The organism is Streptomyces cyaneofuscatus (assembly GCF_042718795.1).
GTDB classification, from domain to species: Bacteria; Actinomycetota; Actinomycetes; order Streptomycetales; family Streptomycetaceae; genus Streptomyces; species Streptomyces cyaneofuscatus_A.
The window spans coordinates 71,690-93,273 of record NZ_JBHXOX010000020.1; the positions used below are offsets into that span (position 1 = coordinate 71,690).

A 21,584-nucleotide genomic window follows, 5' to 3' on the forward strand; every position below is an offset into this window, starting at 1 on the left:
GATGACCGAGGCGCAGGAGACCGAGCACGGCGGACCGTCCGTGCCGCAGACCCGCACCGCCCGCCACCGCCGGATCGTGGACATCCTGAACCGGCAGCCGGTCCGCTCGCAGAGCCAACTGGCCAAGCTCCTCGCCGACGACGGGCTGAGCGTCACCCAGGCGACGCTCTCCCGCGACCTGGACGAGCTCGGCGCGGTCAAGATCCGCAACACCGGTGGCGAGCTGATCTACGCGGTGCCGAGCGAGGGCGGATTCCGCACCCCGCAGGCGCCGCTGGGCGGCTCGGCCAAGGAGGAGCGGATGCGCAGGCTCTCGGCCGAACTGCTCATCTCGGCGGAGGCATCGGCCAACCTGGTGGTGCTGCGTACGCCGCCGGGCGCCGCCCAGTTCCTCGCCTCGGCCATCGACCAGGCCGAACTGCACGACATCCTCGGCACCATCGCGGGCGACGACACGCTGATGCTCATCAGCCGCGACCCGGACGGCGGCCAGGCGCTCGCCGACCACCTGCTGAGGCTCGCTCAGAACGACCGCTGAGCCTTTCCGATCAGAGCCGCGTGATCGCGGTCGGGCCCGACGAGGTCCCGACCGCGATGTGCGGCCGCCGCTCCGGCTTCGCCCAGGCCAGGATCTCCGCCATGGCGTCGGCGGGGACGGACACACAACCCGCCGTCGCCCCGCGCCCGTTGACATGCAGGAAGATCCCGGCGCCCCGGCCACGTACCGGACGGTCGTAGTTGAAGCCGATCACCAGCGCGTGGGCGTACTGCGTGCCGTACGCGACCAGGTGCTCGGCCTCCTCCGCCCGGCAGTCGGCGGGACGCGGTTCCACCCAACGGTTGTACGACGCCGAGGCGTTGTCCTGGCACCACCAGGAGTCCTGGTTCACCTTGCGGTAGGCGTACCGCGTCCGCGCCGGGGCCTCCTGGATGCCGAAGGCGTACGGCAGGTCGTACAGGCCGGTCGGGGTGGTGCTGGTGCCCTGCTCCCGGGTCGCGCCGTCGGCCAGCCCGTTCGCCCCGAACCGCGCGGGCGCCGACCCCGCCGCCACCCACCTGCCCCCGCGCCGCTCCCACCAGGTCACCGTGCCCGTGGTGGAGGCGGTGTCCGGGGCCTCGGCGGTGATGAGCTGCGAGCCGCCGCCGGTGTACGCCAGCCGGTACGGGAGGGGAGGCGGGCCGTCGGCGGGGGCGGCCCCGAGGGAGCCCAGGGCCAGGGTGAGGAGTACGGCGAAGGTCGGCAGAGGTCGTCGGCGCATGCTCCGGACCGTACGGCGGCCGGGTGCGACCGCCCACCGGACCTGCTCCGTACGGCCCAGCGGCTCGCTCCTCGCGAGGTACCGAGAGCCGGGCGAGGTACCGAAAGCCGCCGGCCCGCCAGGCTCTGCCACTACACCGCGCGACGGCATCCGGCGAGGAGCGTCGCGACCATGTGCCGCGCCTCGGCCCGGTCGTAGTCGGGACCGGTGATGCAGAGGTTCCCGATGGCGCGCATGAGCGTGTAGGCGCTGATGCCGGGGTTGACCTCGTCGGCGGCGGCGCAGGCTTCCAGCAGCATCGCGCAGGCCGGGACCAGGGTGTCGAGCATGAGGGCGTGGAGGTTCTCCAGCCCCGGATCATCGGACCCCAGGGCGGCACCCAGCCCGTGCTTGGTCACCAGGAACTCCACGAACGCGTCGACCCACCGCGTCAGGGCGGTGAACGGGGAGGCCGATTCCGTCAGGAGCTGGGGGGCGAGGGCGGCGCAGGTGTCGATCTGGTGCCGGTAGACGGCGGTGACGAGGTCCGCCCGGGTCGGGAAGTTCCGGTAGATCGTGCCCACGCCCACACCGGCGCGTTCGGCGATGTCGCGGACGGGGGCCTGGACCCCCTGGTCCACGAAGACCGCCGACGCGGCCGCCAGCACGCCGCTGCGGGTGCGCTCCGCCTGGGCTCGGCGTACTCCGACCGGTTCCGGCACGGGATCCTCCATTGCTCGCGGAACAATGTTCCGCTAAATTGGCGGAACGACGCTCCGCCAAAGTATGGCAGAGCGGCCCCGTGCGGAAAGCGCAGGTCCTCCATGTCTTCACGCCCCCTCGACCGCCCCATCGTCGCGGTCAAGCCCATCACCGTCCCCGCGCCCGGCCGCGGCATCGGCCTCCAGGTGAAGGTCACCGCCCCGCTGTCGGGCCGGAACCTGCCCGTCATCGTCTTCTCCCACGGCAACGCCTGGTCCCTGGACGGATACGAGCCCCTCGTCGACCGGTGGGCGGCCGCTGGGTTCGTCGTGGTGCAACCCACCCACCTGGACTCCCGCCGCAACGGCATCGGCTGGGAGGATCCGCGCTTCGCCACCATCTGGCGTGTGCGGATCTCCGACCTCCACGCGGTGCTCGACGGCCTCGGCGACATCCTGCGTCAGGCCGGCGGCCTGGAGGCGCGCGTCGACCGTGAGCGGGTCGCGGTCGTCGGCCACTCCTGGGGCGCCCAGAGTGCCGGTGCGCTCCTCGGCGCACGGGTGCTCGACGCCGACGGCGTCCCCGGTGAGGACTTCTCCCACCCGGCGGTCTCGGCCGGCGCGCTGATCGCGGTGACCGGAACCGGCGACACGCTCACCCCGTTCGCCGCCGAGCACCTTCCGTTCATGAGGCCGGACTACTCCACCATGACCACCCCGGCCCTGGTCGTCGCGGGCGGCAAGGACCAGTCGCAGCTCTCCACCCGGGGGCCGGAGTGGTTCACCGACGCCTACCACCTCAGCCCGTCCCCGAAGGCCCTGCTCGCCATCGCCGAAGGTGAACACACCCTAGGCGGCGTCGCCGGTGAGATGGTCGCCGAGACCACCGACGAGGACCCCGACCGCGTCGCCCTCGTCGCCGACGCGGTCGCCGCCTACCTCCTCGACGCCTTCACGCTCGACGCCGCCGCGTGGGCCGCCCTCGGTGACGCCGCCCCGGCCGGTGAGGGCGCGTGGAGCATCGCCGTCAAGTGAGCCCGACCGGCCGACAGGATCCAGCCCGTACGACCGTTCCCACCACACCTGACCTGCCGCTTTGACAAAACATACGGACCACTGCATAGTTATACCCATCAGTGATTGCACCGTAAGGAGAAACCCGTGACCGAGCGCGTCGTACTCGCCTACTCGGGCGGCCTGGACACCTCCGTCGCCATCGGCTGGATCGCCGAGGAGACGGGCGCCGAGGTCATCGCCGTTGCCGTGGACGTCGGCCAGGGCGGCGAGGACCTGGACGTCATCCGCAAGCGCGCGCTCGCCTGCGGTGCCGTCGAAGCCGAGGTCGCGGACGCCAAGGACGAGTTCGCCGAGGAGTACTGCCTCCCGGCGATCAAGGCCAACGCCCTCTACATGGACCGCTATCCGCTGGTCTCGGCCCTCTCCCGGCCGACCATCGTCAAGCACCTCGTCGCCGCCGCCAAGAAGCACAACGCCGGGATCGTCGCCCACGGCTGCACCGGCAAGGGCAACGACCAGGTCCGCTTCGAGGCCGGCATCTCCGCGCTCGGCCCCGACCTGAAGTGCATCGCCCCGGTCCGCGACTACGCGATGACCCGGGACAAGGCGATCGCCTTCTGCGAGGAGAAGAACCTCCCGATCGCGACCACCAAGAAGTCCCCGTACTCCATCGACCAGAACGTCTTCGGACGGGCCGTCGAGACGGGCTTCCTGGAGGACATCTGGAACGCGCCGATCGAGGACATCTACGAGTACACCTCCAACCCCGCCACCCCGCGCGAGGCCGACGAGGTCGTCATCTCCTTCAAGGAGGGCGTGCCGGTCGCCATCGACGGCCGCCCCGTCACCGTCCTCCAGGCGATCCAGCAGCTCAACGAGCGGGCCGGCGCCCAGGGCATCGGCCGGATCGACATGGTCGAGGACCGGCTCGTGGGCATCAAGTCCCGTGAGGTGTACGAGGCGCCCGGCGCGATCGCGCTGATCACCGCCCACCAGGAGCTGGAGAACGTCACCGTCGAGCGCGAGCTGGCCCGCTACAAGCGGCAGGTCGAGCAGCGCTGGGGCGAGATGGTCTACGACGGCCTGTGGTTCTCCCCGCTGAAGCGGGCCCTGGACGGCTTCATCAACGAGGCCAACCAGCACGTCACCGGCGACATCCGGATGACCCTGCACGCGGGCCGCGCCGTCGTCACCGGCCGGAAGTCCGACGAGTCGCTCTACGACTTCAACCTCGCCACCTACGACTCGGGCGACACCTTCGACCAGTCCAAGGCGCAGGGCTTCATCGAGCTCTTCGGCCTCTCGTCGAAGATCGCCGCCAAGCGCGACCTGGCCTGACCCCACTCGTTGTACAGCCGCCTCCCCGTCCGCACACGGCGGGGAGGCGGTCGCATACCCGCACCGTGTCTTTGCGTTTTGAGGAGCATGCAGTGAGCAGCAACAACGGTGACGTCCGGCTCTGGGGCGCGCGTTTCGCCGACGGACCGGCCGAGGCGCTGGCCAAGCTGTCGGCTTCCGTCCACTTCGACTGGCGGCTCGCGCCGTACGACATCGCCGGCTCCCGCGCCCACGCCCGCGTCCTCAACAAGGCGGGCCTGCTCACCGAGGACGAGCTGACCCGGATGCAGGAAGGGCTCGACCAGCTCGAAGCCGATGTCGCCGACGGCTCGTTCACCGGGACCATCGCCGACGAGGACGTCCACACCGCCCTGGAGCGCGGTCTGCTTGAGCGGCTCGGCCCCGACCTCGGCGGCAAGCTGCGGGCCGGCCGGTCGCGCAACGACCAGATCGCCACCCTCTTCCGGATGTACCTGCGCGACCACGCCCGGACCATCGGCGGCCTCATCGCCGACCTCCAGGGCGCGCTGGTCGGCCTCGCCGAGGCCCACCCGGACGTGGCGATGCCCGGCCGCACCCACCTCCAGCACGCCCAGCCGGTGCTCTTCGCCCACCACGTGCTCGCCCACGTCCAGTCGCTCTCCCGGGACGCCGAGCGGCTGCGCCAGTGGGACGAGCGCACGGCCGTCTCCCCGTACGGCTCCGGCGCGCTCGCCGGCTCCTCGCTCGGGCTCGACCCGGAGGCGGTCGCCGCCGACCTCGGCTTCGAGCACGGTTCGGTCGCCAACTCCATCGACGGCACCGCCTCGCGGGACTTCGTCGCCGAGTTCGCCTTCATCACCGCGATGATCGGCGTCAACCTCTCCCGGATCGCGGAGGAGGTCATCATCTGGAACACGAAGGAGTTCTCCTTCGTCACGCTCCACGACGCCTTCTCCACCGGCTCGTCGATCATGCCGCAGAAGAAGAACCCGGACATCGCGGAGCTGGCCCGGGGCAAGTCCGGCCGCCTCATCGGCAACCTGACCGGCCTCCTCGCCACGCTGAAGGCCCTCCCGCTCGCGTACAACCGCGACCTCCAGGAGGACAAGGAGCCCGTCTTCGACTCCTGCGACCAGCTCGAAGTCCTGCTCCCCGCCTTCACCGGCATGATGGCCACCCTCACCGTCAACCGCGAGCGCATGGAGGAGCTGGCCCCGGCCGGCTTCTCGCTCGCCACCGACATCGCGGAGTGGCTGGTCCGGCAGGGCGTGCCGTTCCGGGTCGCGCACGAGGTCGCGGGCGCCTGCGTCAAGGAGTGCGAGCAGCACGGCATCGAGCTCGACCAGCTCACCGACGAGCAGTTCGCCACGATCTCCGAGCACCTCACCCCGGAGGTCCGCACCGTCCTCAACGTGCGGGGCGCCCTCGCCTCCCGCAACGGCCGGGGCGGAACGGCCCCCTCCGCCGTCGCCGTACAGCTCGCCGAGGTGAAGAAGGACCTGGAGGCGCAGAACGCCTGGGCGACCGCCCGCCGGTAGCCGTACCGCGTCGTGTGCGTACGGCGTCGTCGCAGGTGTACGAAAGGTGTCGCGGGCTACGTTGACCGGGGTAGGAGTATCCGCAACCGACCCCGAGGAGCCCGCGATGCCCTTCACCGCCCTGGCCACCGCGACGACCCCGACCGCCCACATCGGACTGGGTCTCGCGGCCGTCGGCAGGCCCGGATACATCAACCTCCACCGGGACCAGGACTTCCCCGACGGCCGGGACGTGGAAGACCTGCGCGCCCGTACGCACGAGCTGCTGGACGCGGCGTACGCGCAGGGCGTCCGGTACGTCGACGCGGCCCGCTCCTACGGCCGCGCCGAGGAGTTCCTGGGCGAGTGGCTGGACGCCCGGCCCTCCTTCACCGACCTCGTCGTCGGCTCCAAGTGGGGGTACACCTACACCGCTGACTGGAGCACCGACGCCGAGGCCCACGAGGTCAAGGACCACGGCCTCGCCACCTTCGAGCGCCAGCGCGCCGAGACCCGCGAACTCCTCGGCGACCGGCTCGACCTCTACCAGATCCACTCGCTCACCCCCGACAGCCCGGCCCTCGCCGACAAGGAACTCCACGAGCGCCTGGCCGCCCTCGCCGCCGACGGGGTCGCCGTCGGCTTCTCCACCAGCGGCCCCAACCAGGCCGACGCCATCCGGGCCGCGCTCGCGCTCACGGTGGACGGCAACCCCCTCTTCCGTACGGTCCAGGCCACCTACAACGCCCTGGAGACCTCGGCCGCCCCCGCTCTCGCCGAGGCCCACGAGGCCGGGCTCACCGTGATCGTCAAGGAGGGCATGGCCAACGGGCGGCTGGCCGGGGACGAGGCGCCCGCCGTGTTCCGCGAGATCGCCGCCGACGCGGGGGTGGGCGGCGACGCGGTGGCCCTGGCGCTCGTCCTGCACCAGCCCTGGGCCGGGGTCGTCCTCTCCGGCGCCGCCACCGTCACCCAGCTCGCCGGGAACCTGCACGCCCCCGTCGTCGGCCTGGACGAGGAGCAGCGGGACCGGCTGGAGGCCCTGGTGGAGGAGCCGGAGTCGTACTGGCGCCACCGCGCGGCCCTTCCCTGGCACTGACACGAGGGCCCGCCGAACCTCAGGAGCTCGTCAGCCGGTCAGGACGACGAGCTCCTGGGTCGCCCGGGTCATCGCCACATACCGGTCGACCGCCCCCGCGACGCCCTCCCCGAACGCCTCCGGGTCCACGAGCACCACCAGGTCGAATTCAAGGCCCTTCGACAGCTCCGGCGTCAGCGACCGCACGCGGGGCGTCGCCCGGAACGCCGGATCGCCGATGACACACGCGATCCCGTCCGGGTGCGCGGCGAGCCAGGTGTCCAGGACCGCGTCGAGATCCGCCACCGGGCCGTATACGACCGGCAGACCGCCGGAACGGATCGAGACCGGCACGTTGGCGTCCGGCAGCACGGCCCGGATCACCGGCTCGGCCTCCGCCATGACCTCCTCCGGCGTCCGGTAGTTGACGGTCAGCGAGGCCAGCGCCACCCGGTCGAGCCCGACCCGCTCCAGCCGCCCGCGCCACGACTCCGTGAACCCGTGCCGGGCCTGCGCGCGGTCCCCGACGACGGTGAAGCTCCGGGACGGGCACCGCACCAGCAGCATCTGCCACTCGGCGTCGGTCAGCTCCTGCGCCTCGTCCACGACGATGTGCGCGAACGGGCCCGCGAGCCGGTCCGGTTCGGTACCGGTGGACGCGGCCGGGTCGACCAGGGTGTTCTTCATGTCCTGGCCGCGCAGCATCACCAGCGCGCCCTCGCTGTCGACATCGGCGTCGGCCAGGGTCTCGTCCGCGAGGATCGCGTCGATGACCTGGGCCATGCCCGCGCGCTCGGCGGCCGCGGCCGCCTCAGCCCGACGCCTGCGCCGCCACGCCTCGGGGTCACCGACCCGCTGCCGCGCCGCGTCCAGGACCGGCAGATCGGAGACCGTCCAGGCGCGCGCGTCCGCGCGCTGCAACAGCCGCACCTCGTCCCGGGTGAGCCAGGGGGCGGCCAGGCGCAGGTACGCGGGGACCGACCACAGGTCCCCGACCAGCTCGGCCGGGTCCAGCAGGGGCCACGCCCGGTCGAAGGCGGCGGCCAGCTCCCGGTCCTGCCCGAGCGCCTTCCGGAGGAGGTCCGCAGAGACGTCACCGTCGAACTTCTCCACCAGGAGCGTGAGCAGCTCCTCACGGACCTGGTCGCGCGCCTCGTTGTGTACGGCGCCGGGCCCGGCGGCCTCGAACGCCACGGCCCAGTCGGCGGCGGTCAGCCGGAGGTCGGCCCAGGGGGTCGTGACCGTCAGGGGCTCGGTGGGCGGCTCCTCGTAGAACCGGACGGCCCTCTCCACCGCCTTCACCAGCTCCGCCGACGCCTTCAGCCGGGCCACCTCCGGGTCGGCCTCGGGTGCGGCCGTCGCTCCCTCCTCGACCAGGTCCCGCAGGGTGCAGGTCTGCACGCCCTCCTCCCCGAGGCTCGGCAGCACATCGGCGACGTACCCGAGGTAGGGCCGGGAGGGGCCCACGAACAGGACGCCGCCCCTCCGCTGGGCGAGGCGCGGGTCCGCGTACAGGAGGTACGCCGAGCGGTGCAGCGCGACGACCGTCTTCCCCGTCCCCGGCCCGCCGTCCACCACGAGCGCGCCCCGGGAGCCCGCACGGATGATGGCGTCCTGGTCGGCCTGGATGGTGCCGAGCACGTCGCGCATCCGCTCCGAGCGGTTGGTGCCGAGGCTCGCGATGAACGCGGACTGGTCGTCGAGCGCGGCATGCCCGGCGAACGCGTCCGGGGCGAACACCTCGTCCCAGTAGTCGCTGATCGACCCGCCGGTCCAGCGGTAGCGGCGGCGGCTCGCCAGGCCCATCGGGGTGGCGTGGGTGGCGCCGAAGAACGGCTCGGCGGCGGGGGAGCGCCAGTCGACCAGCAGTCGGCGGCCCTCGCTGTCGGTGAGGCCGAGCCGGCCGACGTACACGGGTGCGGAGCCGTCCTCGGCGACCATGCGCCCGAGGCACAGGTCGAGCCCGAAGCGGCGCAGGGTGCGCAGGCGGGCGGTGAGCCGGTGGATCTCGGCGTCCCGGTCCATCGCCTGCCGTCCGGTGCCACCGGGGGCCCGGCGCTCGGCGTCGAGGCGCCCGGTCAGCTCGGCGATCGACGCGTCGAGGGTCCGGGCGATGGCCGCGAAGTGCCGCTCGTCGTCGGCGATCAGCGCCGGGTCGGCCTTGGGGGAGAGGTGGTCGGGGAGGTGGAAAGCGCTGGTGGGGAGGGGGTTCACGGCGTCCGTTCAGTCGTGGGGTGGGATGGCGGGGAGGAAGCCAGGCCGTCGATTCTGCGGCCTATGGGGGGTCTTGCGGCAAGACCCCCCATGCGCTATACGTTGAGAGTGGCAAGGAGTGGGTCCACCTCCTGCCGATCCCGTCACACCTCACGCACCGGGTGCACACCCCTGGTTCGCCGCACCTCCTCGATGAGACAGCCATGTCTCACATGGTTTAAGCTTGTCTCATGACTCTCGACCGTGAGCAGGTGCTGCGCAGCGCCGCCGCCCTGCTGACCCACAAATCGACCGCCACCATGGACGAGGTCGCCAAGGCAGCCGGTATCGGCCGCGCCACCCTCCACCGCCACTTCGCCGGACGCGACGCGCTGGTGAAGGCGCTGGAGGATCTCGGTATCCAGGCGTTCGAGGCGGCCCTGGACGCCGCCCGGCTCGACGAAGGCACCTCCGAGGAGGGGCTGCGCCGCCTCATCGCGGCCGTCGAGCCCAGCGCCGGCCTGCTCTCGTTCCTCGTGACGGAGAACCAGCTCTTCGAGGGCGACCAGGTCCACGAGGGCTGGAACCGGGCCGACGCCCGGGTCTCCGCCTTCTTCCGCCGCGGCCAGGAACGCGGCGAATTCCGCATCGACCTCACCCCCGCCTGGCTGACCGAGGCCCTCTACGGGCTCATCGGCACCGGCGCCTGGGCCGTCCAGGTGGGACGGGTCGCCGCACAGGACTTCCAGTACATGATCGTCGAGCTGCTGCTCGGCGGAGCCCGCCGGAGCGTGGAGCAGTGACCAGCATCGACCAGCACCCGAAGACCACGGAGTACGAGCGCCGCCCCGGACGGTGGATCGCGCTCGCCGTGCTCGTCCTCGCCGTGCTGCTGGTGGCCGTCGACGCGACCGTCCTCGGCCTCGCCACCCCGTTCCTCAGCGAGGACCTCGCCCCCACCGGCAACCAGCTCCTGTGGATCGGTGACGTCTACTCGTTCGTCATCGCCGGTCTTCTCGTCTCGATGGGCTCCCTCGGCGACCGCATCGGCCGGAAGAAGCTGCTGCTGATCGGCGCCGTGGCGTTCGGCGCGGTCTCCGTCCTCAACGCGTACGCGACGACGCCCGAGATGATGATCGTGGCCCGGGCCCTGCTCGGTGTCGCGGGCGCCACGCTGATGCCGTCCACCCTCGCCCTGATCCGCAACCTCTTCCACGACCCGCGCGAGCGCAGCCTCGCCATCGGGATCTGGGGCGCCATGGCGTCGGCGGGTGCGGCGGTCGGACCGGTCGTCGGCGGGTTCCTGCTCGAACACTTCTGGTGGGGTTCGGTCTTCCTGATCAACCTGCCCGTGATGGCCGTGCTGGTCGTCGTCGGCGTCAAGCTGATCCCGGAGTCGAAGAACCCGGCCCCCGGCCCGTGGGACATGCCCAGCGTGGGGCTCTCCCTGGTCGGCATGATCGGCATCGTGTACGCCATCAAGGAGACGGCTTCGCACGGGCTGGGCTGGGGACCCGGCGTGGCTGCCGTGCTCGGCGCCGGCGCGCTCACCTGGTTCGTCCGCAGGCAGCTCCACCTGCCCGCACCCCTGCTGGACATGCGGCTCTTCCACCACCGGGGCTTCTCCGGCGCGGTCCTCGCCGACCTGCTGACCATCCTCGGCCTGTCGGGCCTGGTCTTCTTCCTCTCCCAGTTCCTGCAACTGGTCCAGGGCCGGGGGCCGCTGGAGGCGGGTCTCGCCGAACTGCCCGCCGCCATCGGCGCGGTGACCGCCGGTCTGCTGGCCGGATTCGCCGCCCGCCGGTTCTCGGTGCGCTCGGTCGTGGCGGGCGGACTCGGCGCGGTCGGTCTCGCGCTGGGTACGGTGACCCTCCTCGACCAGCACACCGGCTACCCGCTGCTCGGCTCCATGCTGCTGGTCGTCGGCGTCGGCGCCGGGTTCTCCTTCACCGTCACCGCCGACGTCATCCTCTCCAGCGTTCCGCAGGAGCAGGCCGGTTCGGCCTCCGCCGTGTCCGAGACGGCGTACGAGCTCGGGGCCGCCCTCGGCATCGCCCTGCTCGGCTCCATCGTCACCGGCGTCTACCGGGGCTTCCCGACCCCGGCGGGCATCCCCGCCGATGTCGAGTCGGCGGCCCACGAGTCGCTCGGCGGGGCCGTCGAAGCGGCGACCGCCCTGCCCGCCGCCCAGGCGGGCCCGCTGGTCTCGGCGGCTCAGGAGGCGTTCGTCGACGGGATGCGGTCCGCCGCGGGCGTCGGCTCGGCGGTGCTCCTCGCGGCGGCCGTCGCCGCCTGGTTCCTGCTGCGGGGCCAGAAGCTGGAGGACGGCATCGAGCACCCGTAGTCCCGCGTACGGCATACGGAAGGGCCCGCACCCCGTTCTCCGGGGTGCGGGCCCTTCCGTATGCGGGGACTACGGAATCAGGCGGCCTTGGCCTTCGTCGCGTACATGTCCACGTACTCCTGGCCGGAGAGCCGCATCACCTCGGACATCACCGAGTCCGTCACCGCCCGCAGCACATAGCGGTCGCGGTCCATGCCCTCGTACCGGGAGAACTCCATCGGCTCGCCGAAGCGCACCGTGACCTTGCCCGGCCGGGGCAGCCCGGCGCCGCCCGGCTGGAGCTTGTCGGTGCCGATCATGGCGAACGGGACCACCGGGGCGCCCGTCATCAGCGTCAGCCGCGCGATCCCCGTACGGCCCCGGTAGAGCCGGCCGTCGGGGGAGCGGGTGCCCTCCGGGTAGATCGCGAAGGCCTGGCCCTCCTCCAGCACCCGGCGCCCGGTCATCAGCGCCGCGACGCCGCCCCGGCCGCCGTCCCGGTCCACCGGGATCATGCCGCAGCCGGTGAAGAACCAGGCCATCAGGCGGCCCTTGAGCCCCTTGCCGGTCACGTACTCGTCCTTGCCGATGTAGAACACCGGCCGGTCGCAGCAGATCGGCATGATCATCGAGTCGATGAAGGTGAGGTGGTTGCCCGCGAGGATCACCGGCCCGGTCCCGGGAATGTTCTCCGCGCCCTCCACCTGGGGGCGGAACATCAGGCGCAGAATCGGTCCGAGCACTGCCTTGATGACCGTTTGACGGGACAACGGTTCCTCCGGTGTCGTGGCCGGGCCGGCCGGGGCGAGTGAGGTGGTGCGGGGGGTGGTGCGCGGTGGTGTCCGGTGGAGCGAAGTGTTGGACTGTGCAGATGAGGACGATACTCGCGGGTATGGGCTGATCGCACATCGGGTTCACGGAGTGGATACGCGATGTTGACGTGTGTTTCCGCCATGTTCGCCCCTGATCCGCCCCGCGGACCCGCCCGGCTGCCTACGATCGGGCCCCGCCCGACAGATGTCCCGCCCGACAGATGTCAGGACAGTACCGAGCGAGGAGCATTCATGACGGAGCGTGTGTCCGGCACTCCCGGACGGCGGGCCCTTCTGGGCGCCGCGGTCCTCTCCACCGCGGCCCTGGGCCTCGCCGGTACGGCACAGGCACAGGCCGCCGAGCGGGGACGCGGGGGCCACGGAGGCGGCCACGGCTCGCTGCGCGACCTGCCCGTACCGACGGTGATCGGCCACCGCGGCGCCAGCGGCTACCGCCCCGAGCACACCCTCGGCTCCTACCAGTTGGCGCTGGACCTGGGCGCGCACATCGTCGAGCAGGACCTCGTGCCGACCAAGGACGGCCACCTCGTCTGCCGGCACGAGAACGACATCACCGCCACCACGGACGTCGCCGACCACCCCGAGTTCGCCGGCCGCAAGGCCACGAAGTCCATCGACGGTGTCAGCTACACCGGCTGGTTCACCGAGGACTTCACCCTCGCCGAGCTCAAGACCCTGCGGGCGAAGGAGCGCATCCCCGGCAACCGCCCCGACAACACCCTCTACGACGGCCGCTGGACCGTCCCCACCTTCGAGGAGGTCCTGCGCTGGGCCGACCAGGAGGGTCGCAAGCGGAAGAAGCCCGTCTGGCTGTACGTGGAGACCAAGCACCCCACGTACTTCCGGAGCCTGGGCCTCGGCCTGGAGGAGCCGCTGGCCCGGCTGCTGCGCCGCTACGGCCGGGACCGCAGGAACGCCCCGCTCATCCTCCAGTCCTTCGAGCCGAGCTCCGTCCAGCGCCTCGCCCGGCTGGTGGACACCCCGCGCATCGTCCTCCTCTCCGGACCGACGACACGGCCCTGGGACTTCGTCGAGTCGGGTGACCCGCGCACGGTGGCCGACCTCGTGACCCCCGCCGGGCTGAAGTGGATCGCCTCCTACGCCCAGGGCATCGGCCCCACGCTCGACCTCGTCATCCCCAAGGACGCCGCGGGCCGGCTCACCACGCCGACCACGCTGGTGAAGGACGCGCACGCGCGCGGCCTGCTCCTGCACCCGTACACGTTGCGCAACGAGAACAGCTTCCTGCCCGCCGACTTCCGGCGCGGCACCGACCCCAACGCCTACGGGGACGTCTTCGGCGCCGCCGCCGCGTACTTCGCCACCGGCATCGACGGCATCTTCTCCGACCACCCGGACACCGCGCTGCTGGCGGCGGCGGACTTCGATGGCCGCTGAGCCCCGACCGGCGGGGACCCGCGTACGGAACCGGCCGCCGCCCGCCGGGCCCGTACGCGCGTCAGCACCGCGCCCGTCCCTGCCCCGGTCGGGTGGTGCCGTGCGTACGGGGCAACCGGCCGGGCCACCACCACGTCCGCCCGGACATGACGCTTCTCGATCATGGACCCGACCGGACCACCGCCACTGACACCGCCCTCGCCGTCCGCGCCTTACAGCCCCTGGTACGGGCGGAGGCGAGAGCCGAGGCACCCGCCGCCGGCCTCGACCCCGCCGACCTCGAACAGACCGTATGGCTGCGGCTGCTGGAGCGCCCCACCGCGACCGTGCCGCCCCGCGACCCGGCCCGCTGGGTGCGCGACACCGTCCGCGCGGAGGCACGCAAGGGGCGCCGCACGGCCCGGCGGGAACGCCCGTACGCCGGAACGGAACCCGCCGACCCGGCCGCCGGCTCCCCGGAGCGGATCGCGCTCGGGGCCGCCGAACGCCGGGCGCTGCGCGCCGCGATGGCCCGGCTGCCCGGACGCTGCTCCCGGCTGCTGGACGCGATGCTGGCGCCCACCGACCCGACCTACCGCGAAATCGCAGGGGAGTTGGGTATGTCACAGGGGAGTTTGGGCCCGATCCGTTCCCGTTGCCTTGGATGTCTGCGCAGAATGCTGGCGGCGGAGGTTGCCGCCCCTGAACTGCGGGGAAGAGGGCGGTAGGCAACCGGGCGGACAGGTGAGCGGGAGGCGTGCACACATGAGCATGAGCGTGATCATCTCGGCGGCGACGGCACAGGACGTGGAGCAGATCTTCCGGCTCCAGTACCTCTGTTTCCAGCGCGAGGCCGAGCTGTACGACAACTACCGGATCGACCCGCTCGTCCAGACCCTCGACGCGGTGCGCGGCGAAGTCGCCGACGACCTGGTCTTCGTGGCCCGCCTCGGCGACGAAGTCGTGGGCTCGGTCCGCGGATTCACCGACCCGGACGGTACGGGCCAGATCGGCAAGCTCTGCGTCCACCCCCGGCTCCAGGGCCACGGGCTCGGCACCCGGCTGCTGAACGCGACGGAGGCGGCCCTGGCGGCCGACCGCGCCGCCACCCGCTTCCGGTTGCACACCGGACACCGCAGCGAGAGCAACCTCCGGCTCTACCGGCGGGCCGGATACGCCCAGGTCGGCGACGCCACGGGGACGGACGGCGTCCGGCTCATCCTGCTGGAGAAGGAGGCGGCGGCCCAGGAGTTCGTGGCCAGCGCCTGAAAGAGCCCCGGGGGCCCGGCGTCAGGCCCTCTTGGCGCGCCGCAGCCAGATCATCCCGGTGACCGGCAGGATCACCGGGATGAACAGGTAGCCCATCCCGAAGTCCGACCAGACGGTGGAGTCGGGGAAGGCGGACGGCTCGGCCAGCGTCCAGGCGCCGACGACGAGGACGCCCAGAAGCTCGGCGGCGCAGCACACCAGCGCCGCCCGGCGGGCCCTCTCGCCCCCGCGCACCAGCGAGTACGTGATGAACCCGTAGACGACGGCGGCGACGGCCGAGAGCGAGTAGGCGAGCGGCGCCCGGTCGAATCCCCGGACCACCTCGACGATCGAACGCGAGGCCGCCGCGACCGTGAACACCCCGTAGAACCAGACGAGCACCCGGCCGGGCCCCGTGCCCAGCTCGAAGGACGGCTTCGCCGCAGCGTCGGCCTCGGGGCGAGCCGAGACGTCGGCCTCGGAGCGAGTCGCCGCGTCGGCTTCGGGTCGAGCCGCAACGTCTGCCTCGGGTCGAGCCGCCGCATCCGCCTCGGGGCGTTCGGTGTCACTCACGTCAGTCACCCCAGATGTCGTAGAGCCGTACTTCGAGGACCGCCAGCACCACCGCGCCCGCCGCCACCGTCACCGAACCCCAGCGGGTCCGCTCGGACAGCGACAGCACACCGGCCGCCGGCACGGCCGCGAACGAGCCGATCAGATAGGCGAGGAACACCGCCATCCCCTGCTCCGGCCGCTCCCCGCGCGCCAGCTGCACGATGCCCACCACGAGCTGGGCGAAGGCCAGCACGGTCACGACGGCCATCCCGATGAAGTGCCAGTCCTTCGTCGGCTGGTCCTTGTAGGCGGCGTGTCCGCACCAGGCGGCGAGGAGGAGCGCGGTCACGGCGACCGCGACCGTCAGGGCGTCAAGCATGTAGCGAGGGTATTACGGCCGCACCGCCCGCCCGCGTGCGGCCCCGCCCGGCCCCGGCCCTGCGGGGCCGTGGTGCCGCTGATCGTGGCCTTGGCCACAACGACCACCCGCACCGCCCCCGCGCCCGCCCGCCCCCAGGTCCGTTCGGCCTCCTCGCCCACCCCCGTAAGCGCAGGTCAGAGCCTTGCGGTCGTACGTCGTCGCGTCGCCCCGGAAGGCGGCCGCCGACCATCCACGGCTGTCCGCATTCCGGACAGCCGGGTTCGTGCCCAGGCGTACGTCTGTTTTACTGGGCGCATGACCACGACGAGCAGCCGCACCCTTGCGACCGAGGCGATCAGTACGCCCGGTGCTCGTTGTATGTGTCGAATGCGCGCCTTCTGAGGGCCCCCGCCTGAGCCTCGCGCCCCGAAGCGAGACCCGAGCCTTGCGCCGTTCGCCCCCTGTGGAACGAGCCGCCCGAGCATGCGCTGATCTCCGGCCGACCGCCGTACACAGCCGTGCTGAGACGTGAACCGGCCGACCAGACCGACATCAGTCTCTTCAGACGTTTGCCCCGTGCCCGGCGGACACCCGCGCCGCGCACTCGACAGTGACGGAAACCCCTGTGATCACCACGACGGGCCTCACGAAGGTCTACCAGTCGCGCGACCGTGAGGTCACCGCGATCGACGGAGTCGACCTCCATGTCCGCGAGGGCGAGATATACGGCGTCATCGGACAGAGCGGCGCCGGGAAGTCCTCCCTCATCCGCTGCGTCAACCTGCTGGAGCGCCCCACCTCCGGCACGGTGACCGTCGCCGGTCAGGACCTCACCGCCCTCGCCGGGCGCGGCCGCCGGGCGAGCCAGGAGCTGCGCGCGGCCCGCACCAAGATCGGCATGGTCTTTCAGCACTTCAACCTGCTGAGTTCGCGCACCGTCCTGGACAACGTCGAACTCCCCCTGGAGATCCTCGGCGTCTCCGGCCAGGAGCGCACCCGCAAGGCCAGGGAACTCCTCGACCTGGTCGGCCTCGCCGAGAAGGCGAAGTCCTACCCCGGTCAGCTCTCCGGCGGCCAGAAGCAGCGCGTGGGCATAGCCCGCGCCCTGGCGGGCGACCCCAAGGTGCTGCTCTCGGACGAGGCGACCTCCGCCCTCGACCCCGAGACCACCCGCTCCATCCTCCAACTACTGCGCGACCTCAACCAGCAGCTCGGCCTCACCATCCTGCTGATCACCCACGAGATGGACGTCGTCAAGACCATCTGCGACTCCGCCGCCCTCATGCAGCGCGGCCGGATCGTGGAGTCCGGCACGGTCGGCGGACTGCTCGCCACCCCCGGCTCCGAGCTGGCGAGCGAGCTGTTCCCGGTCGGCGGGACCGCCTCCGGGCCCGACCGCACGGTCGTGGACGTCACCTTCCACGGCGAGGCCGCGAGCCGGCCGGTGATCTCGCAGCTCTCCCGTACGTACAACATCGACATCTCGATCCTCGGCGCCGCGATGGACACCGTCGGCGGCAGGCAGATCGGCCGGATGCGCATCGAGCTGCCCGGCCGGTTCGAGGAGAACGTCGTCCCCATCGGCTTCCTGCGCGAACAGGGCCTCCAGGCCGAGGTCGTCGAGGACGAGAACGGCCCCCGGGCCCGCGCCGCCGCGACCGTCCCCGAGCAGGCGCCCGCCGCGATCACCAAGGAGGCCGTCAAGTGACCTGGTCCGAAATGCAGCCCCTGCTGACCCAGGGCACCCTCGACACCCTCTACATGGTGCTGTGGTCGGCGCTGGTCACCGTCCTCGGCGGACTGCCGCTCGGCGTCCTGCTCGTCCTCACCGACAAGGGCGGACTGCTCCAGAACACCGCGGTGAACAAGGTCATCGGCGTGATCGTGAACATCGGCCGCTCGCTGCCGTTCATCATCCTGCTGATCGCCCTGATCCCCTTCACCACCTGGGTCGTCGGCACCTTCATCGGCCCCACCGCGATGATCGTCCCGCTCGCCGTCGGCGCCATCCCGTTCTTCGCCCGGCTCGTCGAGACGGCGATCCGGGAGGTCGACCACGGGCTCGTCGAAGCGGTGCAGTCGATGGGCGGTTCCATCCCCACCATCGTCCGCAAGGTACTCCTGCCGCAGGCACTGCCCTCGCTCGTCTCGGGTGTCACCACCACCCTCATCGTGCTCATCGGCTACTCCGCGATGGCCGGCGCGGTCGGCGGCGAAGGGCTCGGCTCCAAGGCCGTGACCTACGGATTCCAGCGCTTCGACAACCAGTTCATGCTGATCACCGTCGCGCTCCTCATCGTGCTCGTCAGCGTGATCCAGCTGATCGGCGACCTCACCGTCCGGCTGCTGGCCCGCCGCGGTCGCACCGCCTCCTGAAGGCCGCCGGACCCCGAAGACTTTCACTCCCCATCAAGCCCGAACTCCTTGTCCGGGCGCACCACCACTGAGAAAGAGGCACTTTTCGTGCGCAAGAACATCAAGATCACCGCAGCCGTCGCGTCCGCCGCCGCCCTCGCCCTGGGCCTCGGCGCCTGCGGTACGGACTCCGACCCGGCCTCCAAGAGCGAGAGCGGCGCCAAGGCCGACACCTCCAAGGCCCTGGTCGTCGCCGCGTCCCCGACGCCGCACGCCGACATCCTGAACTTCGTCAAGAAGAACCTGGCGGAGAAGGAGGGCCTCAAGCTGGAGGTCAAGGAGTTCACGGACTACGTCCTGCCGAACACCGCCACCCAGAACGGCCAGGTCGACGCCAACTTCTTCCAGCACAAGCCCTACCTGGACGACTTCAACGCGAAGAACAAGACCACCATCGTCCCGGTCGTCAACGTGCACCTGGAGCCCCTCGGTCTCTACTCCAAGAAGATCAAGGACCTCAAGGACATCAAGGCCGGTCAGACCATCGCCGTCCCCAACGACACCACCAACGGCGGCCGCGCCCTCCAGCTCCTCGCCGAGAACGGCCTGATCACGCTCAAGGACGGCGTCGGCACCACCGCCAAGCTGAGCGACATCACCGACAAGAAGGGCCTGGAGTTCAAGGAGCTGGAGGCCGCCACCGTGCCCCGCGCCCTGAACGACGTGGACGCCGCCGTCATCAACGGCAACTACGCCATCGAGGCCAAGCTCTCCCCGGCCAAGGACTCCCTGGCCCTGGAGAAGGCCGAGGGCAACCCGTACGCCAACTTCCTGGCGGTCAAGGAGGGCAACGAGAAGGACCCGCGGGTCGAGAAGCTCGCCAAGCTCCTCAACTCCGACGAGGTGAAGAAGTTCATCGAGGACACCTACCAGGGCTCGATCATCTCCTCCTTCGGCGCCCCGGCCGCGTCCTGACCCCCGCCAAGTCCTGACCTCCATCAGGCACTTGCCCGACGGAGCCCCGCCCCTTCCCCCGGGAAGGGGCGGGGCTCCGTCGTGCGGACCCGCCCATGCACACCGCGGATGCGATGCTGCATGCTGTGCTTTTACCCGGTCTTCGCTTTTACCCCGGTCTTCTGCATGGAGCTGCGCATGACTACCACCTTTCCGTCCGTCTCCATCAGCACGGACAGGTTGGTGATGCGCCCCTTCGAGATGGCCGACATCCCCGCGTACATCGAGATGATGAACGACGAGGCGGTCACCGCCTGGACCGACGGACCGCACCCGTACACCCAGGTCGACGCCGAACGCTGGGTCCGCAGAATCGCCCCCGGGGAACGCACCTCGGGCCGCGGCCTCCCCCTCGCCGTCACCGAGTTCCTCACCCAGCGGCTCGTCGGCAGCGTCCAGCTCCTCAACACCGACTGGCGCACCCTGGCCACCGAGGTCCGCTACATCACCGCCCCCTGGGCGCGTGGCGAGGGGTACGCCACCGAATCCGTGCTGGCGGTCGCCGAATGGCTCTTCCGCGACCAGGGCTTCGAACGCATCGAGCTGCGCACCCCCGCCGACAACACCGCCTCCCAGCAGGTCGCGCAGAAGCTCGGCTGCATCAGCGAGGGCGTCCTGCGCAACGCCCGGATCGCCCGGACCCGGACCGAGAACGGCACCGACGGCGGCTGGACCGACATCCGTACCGACCTGATCGTCTGGGGCCTCCTCCCCGAGGACCTCGAAGGCGTCGCCGAGCAACTGGCCGACGCCGGCGGCTACGGCACGTACAACGACTGGAAGTGACCCCGCACGGCCCGGGCGGCGCCTGGCCGAGGCCCCCGGCGAGGCCCCGATCGGGACCAGGTACTCTCACCCCTGCCCGCCACCGCGCGGGCCGAAGCCCCGCACCCTCCGACACCCCAGGAGACAGACGACGATGGCCGACCGGGTCACGGTGATCGGCTGGGACGGCTCGCCACTGCCCGGAGCGGCCACGGCCGCGCTCTCGGCCGCAACGCTCGTCGCGGGCGCCGCCCACCACCTCGCTCTGCCCGAGGTGCCCGAGGGCGCCGAGCGCATCCGCCTCGGCAGCGTCGACCTGGCCGCCCGCCGCATCGCCGGCCACCGCGGCAGCGCCGTCGTCCTCGCCGACGGCGACCCCGGCTTCTTCGGCGTCGTCCGCACCCTGCGCGCCCCCGAACACGGCCTCGAAGTCGAGGTCGTCCCCGCCGTCTCCGCCGTGGCCACCGCCTTCGCCCGGGCCGGCATGCCCTGGGACGACGCCCAGATCGTCGTCGCCCACCCCCGCACCCTGCGCCGCGCCGTCAACGTCTGCCGGTCCCACCACAAGGTCGCCGTCCTCACCTCACCGGGCGCGGGCCCCGCCGAACTGGCCCTCCTCCTCGAAGGTGTCCACCGCACCTTCGTGATCTGCGAGGAGCTCGGCACCGACCGCGAACGCGTCACCGTCCTCACCTCCGAGAAGGCCGCCGACCACACCTGGCGCGACCCCAACGTCGTCATCGTCATCGGCGGCGGCCCCGACGCGACCGCCACAGCCGCCTGGTTCGCCGGCCGCGAGCCTGCCCACCCGCAAGGCATCCGGGGCTGGGCCCTGCCCTCCGAGGCCTACCGGGAGGCCGGCGCGACAGGTATGCGGGAGTCCGGCGAGGGGGAGTCCCCGAACCTGCGCGCCGCCCAGTTGGCCATCCTCGGCCCCCGCACCGGCGACCTGGTCTGGGACATCGGCTGCGGCAGCGGCGCCCTGGCCGTCGAGGCGGCCCGCTTCGGCGCGGCCGTGCTGGCGGTGGACGCCGACCCGGGAGCCTGCTCCCGTACGGACGCGGCCGCCCGCGCCTTCGGCGTACCGCTCCACATCGTCTGCGGCCGCGCCCCGCACGTGCTGGAACGGCTGCCCGAACCCGACGTCGTACGGATAGGGGGCGGCGGTGTCCCGGTGGTCCGGGCCGTCATGGACCGGCGCCCGGAACGCATCGTCACGCACGCCTCCACCCGGGACGAGGCCGAGGCCGTCGGCGCGGCGCTCACCGGCAACGGCTACACCGTCGCGTGCTCGCTGCTCCAGTCCGTCGACCTGGACACCGAGGTGTGGACCGAGCGCGAACGGTCCGTCGTGTTCCTTCTCTCCGCACGGCGTTCGGACGTCGCCCCCTGACCGTTCCACCTGGTACGGGAGGTAGGCTGGCCGATTGTTGTACCGCGCCCGGACGTTCGTCGCTTCGTTCGTCAATGTCCGGAAAAGTGGACTCTTTTGTTCCGCTCTGTGGTACGGCACCAACCGGGGGACGCGCGACGTGGCGCAGTCCACAGCGAGCCGTGGCGGAACTTCCTGCCGCGGCGGCGAACGGCCGCGAGAATAAGAAGAGGTCCGCGGGCGCTTCGTGCCGCGCGGCGAGCCCGCTCGTTCTTCATGACGAGCACCGGCGTGCCGTGGTCTCGGCGTCCCGGGCG

21 protein-coding genes are annotated in these 21,584 nt (G+C 71.7%); 15 read left to right on the top strand and 6 right to left on the bottom strand.

The window, feature by feature from the left end; all coding sequences use genetic code 11:
• Nucleotide 1: 1 nt before the first annotated feature.
• Nucleotides 2–538 (top strand): arginine repressor, encoded by a 537-nt coding sequence (locus ACFWRT_RS22990; RefSeq protein ID WP_380953684.1) that lies wholly within the window; start codon nucleotides 2–4, stop codon nucleotides 536–538.
• Between the two features lie 10 nt (nucleotides 539–548).
• Here ACFWRT_RS22990 and ACFWRT_RS22995 read toward each other — a convergent pair whose 3' ends face one another.
• Nucleotides 549–1,259, bottom strand: coding sequence for a L,D-transpeptidase family protein (locus ACFWRT_RS22995; protein WP_380953685.1), 711 nt, complete (start codon nucleotides 1,257–1,259; stop codon nucleotides 549–551).
• A 131-nt stretch (nucleotides 1,260–1,390) separates the two neighbouring features.
• Nucleotides 1,391–1,960 carry a TetR/AcrR family transcriptional regulator gene (locus ACFWRT_RS23000; protein WP_380953686.1) on the bottom strand — a complete coding sequence of 190 codons (570 nt, stop codon included), beginning with the start codon at nucleotides 1,958–1,960 and terminating at the stop codon, nucleotides 1,391–1,393.
• Nucleotides 1,961–2,062: 102 nt separating this feature from the next.
• Here ACFWRT_RS23000 and ACFWRT_RS23005 point away from each other — a divergent pair, with 102 nt between their 5' ends.
• From ACFWRT_RS23005 to ACFWRT_RS23020, 4 genes are all read left to right on the top strand, one after another.
• A complete protein-coding gene (locus ACFWRT_RS23005; RefSeq protein ID WP_380953687.1) occupies nucleotides 2,063–2,974 on the top strand; it encodes an alpha/beta hydrolase family protein in 912 nt (303 codons plus the stop codon).
• Between the two features lie 126 nt (nucleotides 2,975–3,100).
• Entirely contained in the window at nucleotides 3,101–4,294 is a 1,194-nt protein-coding gene (locus tag ACFWRT_RS23010; RefSeq protein ID WP_015607439.1) for an argininosuccinate synthase, read from the top strand.
• 92 nt (nucleotides 4,295–4,386) lie between these two features.
• Nucleotides 4,387–5,814, top strand: a complete 1,428-nt coding sequence (argH, locus tag ACFWRT_RS23015) for an argininosuccinate lyase (protein WP_380953688.1) — start codon at nucleotides 4,387–4,389, stop codon at nucleotides 5,812–5,814.
• Between the two features lie 106 nt (nucleotides 5,815–5,920).
• Nucleotides 5,921–6,892 carry an aldo/keto reductase gene (locus ACFWRT_RS23020; protein ID WP_380953689.1) on the top strand — a complete coding sequence of 324 codons (972 nt, stop codon included), beginning with the start codon at nucleotides 5,921–5,923 and terminating at the stop codon, nucleotides 6,890–6,892.
• A 30-nt stretch (nucleotides 6,893–6,922) separates the two neighbouring features.
• Here the strand turns inward: ACFWRT_RS23020 and helR are convergent, their stop codons facing one another.
• Entirely contained in the window at nucleotides 6,923–9,085 is a 2,163-nt protein-coding gene (gene helR / locus ACFWRT_RS23025) for an RNA polymerase recycling motor ATPase HelR (RefSeq protein ID WP_380953690.1), read from the bottom strand.
• 230 nt (nucleotides 9,086–9,315) lie between these two features.
• On the opposite strand from helR, the gene ACFWRT_RS23030 reads away from it, so the two are divergent.
• Both ACFWRT_RS23030 and ACFWRT_RS23035 read left to right on the top strand, forming a co-directional pair.
• Nucleotides 9,316–9,867 carry a TetR/AcrR family transcriptional regulator gene (locus ACFWRT_RS23030; protein WP_380953691.1) on the top strand — a complete coding sequence of 184 codons (552 nt, stop codon included), beginning with the start codon at nucleotides 9,316–9,318 and terminating at the stop codon, nucleotides 9,865–9,867.
• Nucleotides 9,864–11,408: an MFS transporter gene (locus ACFWRT_RS23035; RefSeq protein ID WP_380953692.1), complete on the top strand. Its 1,545-nt coding sequence runs from the start codon at nucleotides 9,864–9,866 to the stop codon at nucleotides 11,406–11,408. Before ACFWRT_RS23030 ends, ACFWRT_RS23035 begins: the two co-directional genes overlap by 4 nt.
• A gap of 77 nt (nucleotides 11,409–11,485) precedes the next feature.
• Here the strand turns inward: ACFWRT_RS23035 and ACFWRT_RS23040 are convergent, their stop codons facing one another.
• Complete coding sequence (locus tag ACFWRT_RS23040; protein WP_026242069.1) at nucleotides 11,486–12,157, bottom strand: lysophospholipid acyltransferase family protein; 672 nt, start codon at nucleotides 12,155–12,157, stop codon at nucleotides 11,486–11,488.
• 294 nt (nucleotides 12,158–12,451) lie between these two features.
• Between ACFWRT_RS23040 and ACFWRT_RS23045 the strand changes: the two genes are divergently transcribed.
• The 3 genes from ACFWRT_RS23045 to ACFWRT_RS23055 all read left to right on the top strand — a co-directional run bounded on the left by ACFWRT_RS23045 (nucleotide 12,452) and on the right by ACFWRT_RS23055 (nucleotide 14,866).
• The gene (locus ACFWRT_RS23045; RefSeq protein WP_380953430.1) at nucleotides 12,452–13,618 is read left to right on the top strand and encodes a glycerophosphodiester phosphodiesterase; all 1,167 of its coding nucleotides are present in this window, start codon (nucleotides 12,452–12,454) and stop codon (nucleotides 13,616–13,618) included.
• A gap of 146 nt (nucleotides 13,619–13,764) precedes the next feature.
• Nucleotides 13,765–14,325 (top strand): RNA polymerase sigma factor, encoded by a 561-nt coding sequence (locus ACFWRT_RS23050; protein ID WP_380953431.1) that lies wholly within the window; start codon nucleotides 13,765–13,767, stop codon nucleotides 14,323–14,325.
• Between the two features lie 37 nt (nucleotides 14,326–14,362).
• Nucleotides 14,363–14,866, top strand: a complete 504-nt coding sequence (locus ACFWRT_RS23055) for a GNAT family N-acetyltransferase (protein ID WP_380953432.1) — start codon at nucleotides 14,363–14,365, stop codon at nucleotides 14,864–14,866.
• Between the two features lie 21 nt (nucleotides 14,867–14,887).
• Here the strand turns inward: ACFWRT_RS23055 and ACFWRT_RS23060 are convergent, their stop codons facing one another.
• Both ACFWRT_RS23060 and ACFWRT_RS23065 read right to left on the bottom strand, forming a co-directional pair.
• Entirely contained in the window at nucleotides 14,888–15,268 is a 381-nt protein-coding gene (locus ACFWRT_RS23060; RefSeq protein ID WP_380953496.1) for a hypothetical protein, read from the bottom strand.
• A 151-nt stretch (nucleotides 15,269–15,419) separates the two neighbouring features.
• Complete coding sequence (locus ACFWRT_RS23065) at nucleotides 15,420–15,779, bottom strand: hypothetical protein (RefSeq protein WP_380953433.1); 360 nt, start codon at nucleotides 15,777–15,779, stop codon at nucleotides 15,420–15,422.
• Nucleotides 15,780–16,386: 607 nt separating this feature from the next.
• Between ACFWRT_RS23065 and ACFWRT_RS23070 the strand changes: the two genes are divergently transcribed.
• The 5 genes from ACFWRT_RS23070 (at nucleotide 16,387) to cbiE (ending at nucleotide 21,288) form a co-directional block, all read left to right on the top strand.
• Nucleotides 16,387–17,469, top strand: a complete 1,083-nt coding sequence (locus ACFWRT_RS23070) for a methionine ABC transporter ATP-binding protein (RefSeq protein WP_380953434.1) — start codon at nucleotides 16,387–16,389, stop codon at nucleotides 17,467–17,469.
• Nucleotides 17,466–18,137: a methionine ABC transporter permease gene (locus ACFWRT_RS23075; RefSeq protein WP_380953435.1), complete on the top strand. Its 672-nt coding sequence runs from the start codon at nucleotides 17,466–17,468 to the stop codon at nucleotides 18,135–18,137. Before ACFWRT_RS23070 ends, ACFWRT_RS23075 begins: the two co-directional genes overlap by 4 nt.
• Before the next feature lie 87 nt (nucleotides 18,138–18,224).
• Complete coding sequence (locus ACFWRT_RS23080; protein WP_380953436.1) at nucleotides 18,225–19,091, top strand: MetQ/NlpA family ABC transporter substrate-binding protein; 867 nt, start codon at nucleotides 18,225–18,227, stop codon at nucleotides 19,089–19,091.
• 120 nt (nucleotides 19,092–19,211) lie between these two features.
• A complete protein-coding gene (locus tag ACFWRT_RS23085) occupies nucleotides 19,212–19,916 on the top strand; it encodes a GNAT family N-acetyltransferase (RefSeq protein WP_380953437.1) in 705 nt (234 codons plus the stop codon).
• Nucleotides 19,917–20,049: 133 nt separating this feature from the next.
• Nucleotides 20,050–21,288 carry a precorrin-6y C5,15-methyltransferase (decarboxylating) subunit CbiE gene (gene cbiE / locus ACFWRT_RS23090; protein WP_380953438.1) on the top strand — a complete coding sequence of 413 codons (1,239 nt, stop codon included), beginning with the start codon at nucleotides 20,050–20,052 and terminating at the stop codon, nucleotides 21,286–21,288.
• Nucleotides 21,289–21,584 lie beyond the last annotated feature (296 nt).